Source organism: Thermomonas sp., assembly GCF_047606765.1.
Taxonomy (GTDB): Bacteria; Pseudomonadota; Gammaproteobacteria; order Xanthomonadales; family Xanthomonadaceae; genus Thermomonas.
In genome coordinates this window covers 1-9337 of the sequence record NZ_JASGED010000075.1, presented here as the reverse complement: position 1 = coordinate 9337, position 9337 = coordinate 1, and the positions used below count along the sequence as shown (strand labels likewise).

The 9337-nt window shown below is 64.8% G+C and carries 7 protein-coding genes and 1 pseudogene; 5 read left to right on the top strand and 3 right to left on the bottom strand.

Going from position 1 to position 9337, the window contains the following annotated elements:
- Nucleotides 1-1918: AAA family ATPase (locus QM612_RS07355; protein ID WP_415253247.1), on the top strand; the 1918-nt coding region annotated here is incomplete at its 5' end.
- 83 nt (nt 1919-2001) lie between these two features.
- Here the strand turns inward: QM612_RS07355 and QM612_RS07350 are convergent.
- Together QM612_RS07350 and QM612_RS07345 are read right to left on the bottom strand one after the other, a co-directional pair.
- Complete coding sequence (locus QM612_RS07350; RefSeq protein ID WP_415253246.1) at nt 2002-2682, bottom strand: C40 family peptidase; 681 nt, start codon at nt 2680-2682, stop codon at nt 2002-2004.
- A gap of 140 nt (nt 2683-2822) precedes the next feature.
- On the bottom strand, nt 2823-3371 hold the full coding sequence (locus QM612_RS07345) for a C40 family peptidase (RefSeq protein WP_415253245.1): 549 nt from the start codon (nt 3369-3371) through the stop codon (nt 2823-2825).
- Nucleotides 3372-3430: 59 nt separating this feature from the next.
- On the opposite strand from QM612_RS07345, the gene QM612_RS07340 reads away from it, so the two are divergent.
- A complete protein-coding gene (locus QM612_RS07340; RefSeq protein WP_415253244.1) occupies nt 3431-3913 on the top strand; it encodes an FKBP-type peptidyl-prolyl cis-trans isomerase in 483 nt (160 codons plus the stop codon).
- 155 nt (nt 3914-4068) lie between these two features.
- Entirely contained in the window at nt 4069-5340 is a 1272-nt protein-coding gene (locus tag QM612_RS07335) for an NAD(P)/FAD-dependent oxidoreductase (protein WP_415253243.1), read from the top strand.
- Nucleotides 5341-5377: 37 nt separating this feature from the next.
- On the opposite strand, the gene parE is transcribed toward QM612_RS07335, so the two are convergent.
- The gene (gene parE / locus QM612_RS07330) at nt 5378-7267 is read right to left on the bottom strand and encodes a DNA topoisomerase IV subunit B (protein WP_415253242.1); all 1890 of its coding nucleotides are present in this window, start codon (nt 7265-7267) and stop codon (nt 5378-5380) included.
- A 172-nt stretch (nt 7268-7439) separates the two neighbouring features.
- Here parE and QM612_RS07325 point away from each other — a divergent pair, with 172 nt between their 5' ends.
- Complete coding sequence (locus QM612_RS07325) at nt 7440-9119, top strand: CTP synthase (RefSeq protein ID WP_415253241.1); 1680 nt, start codon at nt 7440-7442, stop codon at nt 9117-9119.
- A gap of 44 nt (nt 9120-9163) precedes the next feature.
- Nucleotides 9164-9337 (top strand): annotated as a pseudogene (gene eno, locus QM612_RS07320) (phosphopyruvate hydratase); the annotation flags it as partial.

Genomic DNA, 9337 nt, shown 5'->3' with positions numbered 1-9337 from the left:
GTATTTCCTCAACAAGCAGGACGTACACCGGCTGGACGTGGTGAATTACATCGCGCATGGCATTGCGCGCCACGGCGACGATCCGCTGCTGCAAGCGCTGGACGGCGAGAGCAAGGCCGAAGCCGGCGAGGGCGAAGCCAAGGGCGATCCGTTGACCGCGTTTGCCGCCAACCTCAACGATCTGGCGCTTGCCGGCAAGATCGACCCGCTGGTGGGCCGTTCCGAAGAGGTGGAACGCACGATCCAGGTGCTGTGCCGCCGCCGCAAGAACAACCCGCTGTACGTGGGTGAAGCTGGCGTCGGCAAGACCGCATTGGCCGAAGGGCTGGCCAAGCGCATCGTTGATGGCAATGTGCCCCAGGTGCTGGCCGATGCCGTGATCTATTCGCTCGACCTTGGCGCGCTGGTGGCCGGCACCAAGTATCGCGGTGACTTCGAGAAGCGCCTGAAGGGCGTGCTGGCCTCGATCAAGAAGGTGCCGGGCGCGATCCTGTTCATCGACGAAATCCACACCATCATCGGTGCCGGTTCCACCAGTGGTGGCACCATGGATGCCAGCAACCTCATCAAGCCGGTGCTGGCAAACGGCGAACTGCGTTGCATCGGCTCCACCACCTTCCAGGAATACCGGGGCATCTTCGAGAAGGATCGCGCACTGGCGCGGCGTTTCCAGAAGATCGACATCGTCGAGCCCACGGTGGGCGAGGCGGTGGAAATCCTGCAGGGCCTGAAGCCCAAGTACGAAGCGCATCACGGCGTCAGCTATGCCGATGAAGCAATCAAGGCTGCGGTTGACCTGTCGGTGAAGCACATCGGCGACCGCCTGCTGCCGGACAAGGCCATCGACGTGATCGACGAGGCCGGCGCACGCCAGCGCCTGCTGCCGGAGGGCGTGCGCAAGAGCCTGATCGACGTGGAAGAGATCGAAACCATCGTCGCGCGCATGGCACGCATCCCGGCCAAGCAGGTCAGCGCCTCCGACAAGGACGTGCTGCAGCATCTGGAGCGCAACCTGAAGATGGTGATCTTCGGGCAGGACGAAGCGATCACCAGCCTGACCTCGGCGATCAAGTTGGCGCGCTCCGGCCTTGGCAATCCCGACAAGCCGATCGGCAACTTCCTGTTCGCCGGCCCCACCGGCGTCGGCAAGACCGAAGTGACCAAGCAGCTGGCGATGCAGCTTGGCATCGAACTGGTGCGCTTCGACATGAGCGAATACATGGAGCCGCATTCGATCAGCCGCCTGATCGGCGCGCCGCCGGGCTATGTCGGCTTCGACCAGGGTGGCCTGCTGACCGAGAAGATCGTCAAGACGCCGCACTGCGTGCTGCTGCTGGACGAAATCGAAAAGGCGCACCCGGACATCTTCAACATCCTGTTGCAGGTCATGGATCGCGGCGTGCTGACCGATACCAACGGGCGCGAAGCCAACTTCCGCAACGTGGTGCTGGTGATGACCACCAATGCCGGCGCTGCGCAGGCGGCACGGCGCAGCATCGGCTTCACCAAACAGGACCACAGCACCGACGCGATGGAAACCATCCGCCGTGGCTTCACCCCGGAGTTCCGCAACCGGCTTGATGCCATCGTGCAGTTCCAGCCGCTGGGGCTCGACCACATCCTGCGGGTGGTGGACAAGTTCCTGATCGAACTGGAAATGCAGTTGCACGAGAAGCAGGTCGCGCTCAGCGCCACGCCTGCCGCACGCGAATGGCTGGGCCAGCACGGCTTCGATCCGCTGATGGGCGCACGCCCGATGGCGCGGCTGATCCAGGACAGGATCAAGCGCCCGCTGGCCGACGAACTGCTGTTCGGCAAGCTGGTGGGCGGCGGCAGGGTGACGCTGGACGCCGTCGATGGCGAACTGACCCTGGCCGTGCTGGCCGAGCCGGAAAAACTGCTGCCGGCGGCGGTGTAAGGGCGCAGGCCGCTGTGCCGGCCCATCGCCGGAAACGAAAACGCCGCCCAGAAGGCGGCGTTTCATCGGGTACTGAAGTGGACTCAGCCGCCTGCGGCGATCCGGCGGGCTTGCATGTAGCGCTGCGCCCAGTAACCGGTGGTCAGGCTGGACACGGTGACATCGCGCCCGGTGCGCGGCGCATGCAGGAACTTGCCCTCGCCGATGTAGATGCCAACGTGGTCGATGCGGCCACGGCGACCGAAGAACACCAGATCGCCTTCGGCCAGCGCCTCGCGGCTGTCCACTTCCATGCCTTCGCTGGCCATTGCGCGGGACACGCGCGGCAGGTCGATGCCGATGGTGCGGAACACGTAGCCCACCAGCCCGCTGCAATCAAAGCCCTTGTCCGGGCTGGTGCCGCCCCAGCGATAGGGTGTGCCCAGCAGGGTGAAGGCGTTCTGCAGTACCGAACGGATGCCCGAAGGCTTGTTGGTTGCCTGCTGTGCTTCCTGCGCTTTCCTGAGCGCACGCAACTGCTCCGCAAGCGGCGCGGTGTCTGGCGTAGCGATGGCGGCGAGTGGCGACTCGGGAACAGTGGTGGCAGGCTGCGGGATGGCAGCTGTGTCGAGCGCCGGCACGGCGGCGCTGCTGGTCGGAGCCACGACCGGATTCACTGCCAGCGCCGGAACAGTGGCGGCGGCAAGGATGAGAGTGGAAAGAAGCTGGATACCGCGCTTGGCGCGGGTGGCGGAATGGCCGTGGGGCTGGATTGCTGGCGTCACGCGGTCATCACGTTCTGGAACCAACGGTGACTATGCCGTCTGCGCCGGGCCAAAGGGTTCAAAAAACGTTATGTGACGCTGAATGAATGCGTCGGCATGTCACAAAACCGCCACGAATCCCCATTCATTTTTGCGAATATTCACGGCAGCAGCCGTCGCGCGCCGCTGTAGTGGTCGCGCCACCAATGGCCGTCCAGCCGGTCCAGCCGCACCGTGCCACCGGTGCTGGGCGCATGCACGAAACGGCCCTCGCCCACGTAGATACCCACGTGGCTGACCTTGCCGCCATCGCCAAAGAACACCAGATCACCGCCCGCCAACCGCTGTGGCGCGATCTTCGGCCCCTGCATCGCAGCCAGTTCGCGGGTGGTGCGGGGCAGGCGCATGTCCAGCATGTCGCCGAACACATAGCCCACCAGCCCGCTGCAGTCGAAGCCGCCCTCCGGCGTGTTGCCGCCATAACGGTAGGGCGTGCCGACCAGGCTGATCGCCCGCATCAGCACCGCATTGGCCTTGGCCGGATCGACGGGTTTCACCTCCGGCCAGTCGCGGGCGGGGGCCGGTTTGCCTGGCGACGGCTTGCGCACCTGCTGCCCACCGCAGCCCGCCAGCAGCAGCGCGGATAGCGCGAACACCGCGATGCGCCGATAATGCGCGCCCGGTCGCTGGATGCAGTCGGCTGGTTCCATGGCAGCGAGTGTTGCCGCAACCCCATATCGCCGGCAAGCGCCGCACCGAGAGAATCCGCATGAAGATCGAGAAAGACCGCGTCGTCCGTTTCCATTACGCCGTTGCCGAAGCCGGCAAGGAATCGGTGGAGAACTCGAAGGACGCCGGCCAGCCGCTGGCCATCCTGTTCGGCCATGGCAACATCATCCCCGGCCTGGAGAAGGCCATGGACGGGCGCGAAGCCGGCGACAGCTTCAAGACCACCGTGCCGGCCACCGAAGCCTACGGCGAGCGCCGCGAGGGCATGACCCAGCGCATCCCCAAGAAGCATTTCGGCGCGCAGAAGCTGGAGCCGGGCATGCAGGTCGTGCTGAACACCAACTTCGGCCCGCGCGCGGTCACCGTGGAGAAGGTGGGCATGAGCGTGGTGGATGTTGACCTCAACCACCCGATGGCTGGCAAGGATCTGGATTTCGACATCGAAATCGTCGAAGTGCGCGAAGCCAGCGCGGAAGAGCTGGCGCACGGCCATGTCCACGGCGACGGTGGTCACGCACATTGATCCATGCTACGCATGGATTGATTGCCTCACGAACGGCCCGCACACGCGGGCCGTTTGCGTTTCATGCCCCGGCATGGTGGCATTCCATTGCCGGGCTGTCCCGTTGCCGCTGACACCGCGATAATGGGCCATCTTTCCAGCGGACACCGCCCGTCGTGAGCGCAGCCAGCATCGAAGAGCCCCTTGACTGTCTCGTGATCGGTGCCGGTGTCTCCGGCCTTGCCACCGCACTGGCGCTGCTCGGACATGGGCGCGAAGTCACGGTGATCGACGCCGGCCGCATCGGCGGTGGTGCGTCACACGGCAACTGCGGCACGCTGACGCCCAGCCATGCAACGCCCTTGGCCGCGCCGGGCACCATCGCCAAGGCGATGCGCTGGATGTTCACGCCCGATGCGCCGCTGTACATCAAGCCCACGCTGGACCTGGACATGCTGCGCTGGATGCTGGGCTTCGCCCTGCGCTGCAACGAACGCGACTGGGAAGCCAGCGCCCGCGCCAAGTACACGTTGCTGTCCGATTCGCGCCAGCGCATCCAGCACTGGGTGGAGCGCTTCGGCCTGCAATGCGAATTCGCCGAAAGCGGCGAGGACTACGTCTTCCGTGATCCGCGCAAGTTCGAAAGCGGGCAGTTCGAAGTGCCGCTGCTGCGCGACCTTGGCATCGACGTTGAAATCGTCGATGGCCCCACTTACGAAGCGCTGGAACCCGCGCTGAAACCCGGCGTGGCCGGCGCGATCCGCTTCAGTGGCGATGCACGCCTGCGTCCCGACAAATACGTGGCGGAACTGGCGCGGATCGTGCGCGAACGCGGCGGGCGCATCGAGGAAAACGTGGTCCTGCAATCACTGCAACCCGATGCCGACGGCGTGACCGCACACACGGCGCGTGGCCGCATCCGCGCGCGTGACGTGGTGGTCGCTACCGGCGCATGGTCGCCACTGCTGGGCGATGCCATCGGCCAGCGCTGGCTGCGCAGGGCGATCCAGCCCGGCAAGGGCTACTCGATGACCTATACCGCGCCCGACCTTGCGCCCAAGCGCCCGATGATCCTGCACGAGCCATCGGTCTGCGTGACCGCATGGGGCAGTGGCTTCCGCTTGGGCAGCACCATGGAGTTTTCCGGCTTCGACAGCAGCCTCAACGAACGCCGCCTTGCCGCGCTGGAACGCGGTGCGCGCCAGTTCCTGCATGTACCGGTTGGCCCGGAACTGTGCGAACGCTGGTTCGGCTGGCGTCCGATGAGCCGCGACGACATCCCGCTGATTGGCCGCGCACCCGGCCAGCAGCGCCTGTGGATGGCCGTGGGCCACGGCATGATGGGCGTGGGCATGAGCGCCGGCACCGGCCAGATGCTCGCTGACATGATGATGGGGCAAAAGCCGGAGGTTGATCCGGTTCCATTCGACCCGGCGCGGTTTGCGTAGGTTGCGTGCATGGCGCTTGCGCCATGCAACGCGCGGGTCACACCTCCAGCGTCGCCAGGTCGCCCTTTTGCTCCAGCCATGCCTTGCGGTCGCTGGCGCGCTTCTTGGCCAGCAGCATGTCCATCAATGCACGGGTGGCATCCGTATCATCGACGGTGAGTTGCACCAGCCTGCGGGTATCGACGTGCATGGTGGATTCGCGTAGCTGCTGCGGGTTCATTTCGCCCAGGCCCTTGAAGCGGGTGACGTTGACTTGGCCCTTGAGTTTTTCGCGCTGGATCTTCTCCAGCAGCAGGCGCTTTTCTTCTTCGTCCAGCGCGTAGAACACCTGCTTGCCCACATCGACACGGAACAACGGCGGCATCGCCACGAACACGTGGCCGGCGCGCACCAGTGCGGGGAAGTGGCGCAGGAACAGCGCGGACAGCAAGGTGGCGATATGCAGGCCGTCGCTGTCGGCGTCGGCCAGGATCACGATCTTGCCGTAGCGCAGGCCGTCGATGTCGTCCTTGCCCGGATCACAACCAATGGCAACCGCAAGGTCATGCACTTCCTGCGAAGCCAGCACCTGTCCTGAAGCGACTTCCCACGTGTTCAAAATCTTTCCGCGCAGCGGCAGGATCGCCTGGAAATCCTTGTCGCGGGCCTGTCTGGCGCTGCCGCCTGCCGAATCGCCTTCGACCAAAAAGAGTTCGGTGCGCGACAAATCCTGCGAAATGCAATCGGCAAGCTTGCCGGGCAGGGCGGGGCCTTGCGTGACCTTCTTGCGGACGATCTGCTTCTCGGTCTTGAGCCGTGCCGATGCGCGTTCGATGGCGATCTGCGCGATCTTCTCGCCCAGTTCAACATGCTGGTTCAACCACAGACTGAAAGCGTCATGCGCGGCGCCTTCCACGAAGCCAGCCGCCTGCCGTGAACTGAGGCGCTCTTTCGTTTGCCCGCTGAACTGCGGGTCGGTCATCTTCAGCGACAGCACGAAAGCAACGCGATCCCACACGTCTTCCGGCGCAAGCTTGACGCCGCGCGGCAGCAGGTTGCGGAAATCGCAGAACTCGCGCAGCGCATCGGTGAAGCCGGTGCGCAGGCCGTTCACGTGGGTGCCGTGCTGGGCAGTGGGAATCAGGTTGACGTAGCTTTCCTGCACCAGTTCGCCATCGGGCACCCATGCCACCGCCCAATCGACGGTTTCGGTGTCTTTCTTCAATGCGCCAACAAACAACTCCGGCGGCAGCAGTTCTCGGTCGGTGAGTTCGCCTTTCAGGTAGTCGCGCAGGCCGTCCTCGAAGCACCATTGCAAACGCTCGCCGCTGGCTTCGTCGAACAGGCTGACGGTGAGGCCGGGGCAGAGCACGGCCTTGGCGCGCAGCAGGTGCTTGAGTGCGCGCAAGTTGAACTTCGGCGTGTCGAAGTATTTGGCATCCGGCCAGAAACGCAGGCGTGTGCCGGTGTTCTTCTTGCCGACGCTGCCCACGACTTCCAGCGGGCTGGCGCGGTCGCCATTGCGGAAGGTGATGCGGTGTTCGCTGCCTTCGCGCTTGATGTGGATTTCCACCAGCGTGGACAGCGCATTGACCACGCTGACGCCGACGCCGTGCAGGCCACCGCTGAAGGTGTAGTTCTTGTTGCTGAACTTGCCGCCCGCATGCAGCCGGGTCAGGATCAGTTCGACGCCGGGAATCTTTTCTTCCGGGTGGATATCCACCGGCATGCCGCGACCGTCGTCGGCCACTTCGCAACTGCCGTCGGCATGCAGCGTCACTTCGATGCTTTTGGCGTGGCCGGCCAGCGCCTCATCGACGGCGTTGTCGATGACTTCCTGCGCCAGGTGGTTCGGGCGCGTGGTGTCGGTGTACATGCCGGGGCGGCGCTTGACCGGGTCAAGGCCGGAGAGGACTTCGATATCGGCTGCGTTGTAGCGGGTATTCATGGCACACACTGCATGGGGACGCGGCAGGATGGCGGCGGGGCGGGGCGGGGTCAAGCCGTTTGAAGCCCCTGTTTCCGGCTTTCCCGTTGCGGATCAATGGCTTCCGCAACCAATGCGTGCAGCGCGCCGCGCCAGCCATTAGAATGCGGCTTTCCAGCGCCGCGCAGCCGCCATGACATCCCCCGCATCCCATACGCCCCTCATCTTCGTGACCGGGGGCGTGGTGTCCTCGCTTGGCAAGGGCATCGCCGCCGCCTCGCTTGCCGCCATCCTCGAAGCCCGTGGCCTCAAGGTCACGATGATGAAGCTGGACCCTTACCTCAACGTCGATCCGGGCACGATGAGCCCGTTCCAGCACGGCGAGGTCTATGTCACCGATGACGGCGCGGAAACCGACCTCGACCTTGGCCACTACGAGCGCTTCGTCAACACCCGCCTGTCCGGCCTGAACTCGATCACCACCGGCAAGATCTACGAGGCGGTGATCCGCAAGGAGCGCCGTGGTGACTACCTCGGCGGCACCGTGCAGGTGATCCCGCACGTCACTGATGAAATCAAGCGCTGCATCGATGCCGCCACCGCCGGATTCGACGTGGCGCTGGTGGAAATCGGCGGCACCGTGGGCGATATCGAATCACTGCCCTTCCTCGAAGCCATCCGCCAGTTGCGCACCGAGCGCGGCGCGGACAAGGCGATGTTCATGCACCTGACGCTGGTGCCGTACATCGCCGCCGCCGGCGAGCTCAAGACCAAGCCCACCCAGCATTCGGTGAAGGAGCTGCGCAGCATCGGCATCCAGCCGGACGTGCTGCTGTGCCGCAGCGAGCAGCCGCTGCCGGAAGGCGAACGCCGCAAGATCGCACTGTTCACCAACGTGCAGGAAAAGGCGGTCATCTCGGTCGTCGATCAGGACAACATCCACAAAATCCCGCGCTGGCTGCACGAGCAGGGGCTGGATCAGCTGGCGGTGGATCAACTGCATCTGCAAGGCAAGGCCGGCGCTGCCGACCTGTCCGAATGGGACGCGGTGGTCGATGCCTCCGAGCATCCCATCGACGAAGTCACGATTGCCGTGGTCGGCAAGTACGTTGACCACAAGGATGCGTACAAGTCGGTGGGTGAAGCGCTGAAGCATGGCGGCATCCGCCAGCGCACCCGCGTCAACCTGAAGTGGCTGGAATCCGAAGACGTGGAGCGCGACGGTGCCGACAAGGTGCTGGCCGGGATCGACGGCATCCTGGTGCCGGGCGGCTTCGGTGATCGCGGTTTTGAAGGCAAGGTGCTGACCGCCAGGCACGCGCGTGAAACCGGCGTTCCGTATTTCGGCATCTGCTACGGCATGCAGGCGGCGGTGGTCGATGTGGCCCGCCACCTTGCCGGCCTTGCAGGCGCCAACAGCACCGAGAACGACAAGAACGCCGTGCATCCGGTGATCGGCCTGATTACCGAATGGCGCACGCAGTCCGGCGACATCGAGCGCCGAAGCGAAGATTCCGACCTTGGCGGCACCATGCGCCTTGGTCTGCAGGAGCAGCGCCTCAAGCCCGGTACCCGCGCCCGCGAGCTGTACGGCAAGGACGTGGTGGGTGAACGCCATCGCCATCGCTACGAGTTCAACAACCGCTACCGCACCCAGCTTGAAGAAGCTGGCCTGGTGATTTCCGCCAAGTCGATGGATGACCTGCTGGTGGAAATGGTGGAACTGCCGAACCATCCGTGGTTCATCGCCTGCCAGGCGCATCCCGAGTTCCTGTCCACGCCGCGCAGCGGCCATCCGCTGTTCGTCGGCTTCATCCGTGCCGCGCGTGCGCGCAAGGCCGGTGGCAAGCTGCTCAACGAAGCCGTGGCCTGACCCACTTTCCCTTTCCCCCGACAACCGACGAAGACAACGCCTCGATGACCACGATCAGCCAAATCCACGCCCGCGAAATCCTCGACAGCCGAGGCAACCCCACGCTTGAAGCGGAAGTGACGCTTGCCGATGGCAGCTTCGGCCGCGCCGCCGTGCCTTCGGGCGCATCGACCGGCACCAAGGAAGCCGTTGAACTGCGCGATGGCGACAAGACCCGC

Coding starts and splice junctions, on each gene's coding strand:
- QM612_RS07345 (WP_415253245.1), bottom strand. CDS start 3,371: ATGGAACCAGCCGACTGCATCCAGCGACCGGGCGCGCATTATCGGCGC.
- QM612_RS07340 (WP_415253244.1), top strand. CDS start 3,431: ATGAAGATCGAGAAAGACCGCGTCGTCCGTTTCCATTACGCCGTTGCC.
- parE (WP_415253242.1), bottom strand. CDS start 7,267: ATGAATACCCGCTACAACGCAGCCGATATCGAAGTCCTCTCCGGCCTT.
- QM612_RS07325 (WP_415253241.1), top strand. CDS start 7,440: ATGACATCCCCCGCATCCCATACGCCCCTCATCTTCGTGACCGGGGGC.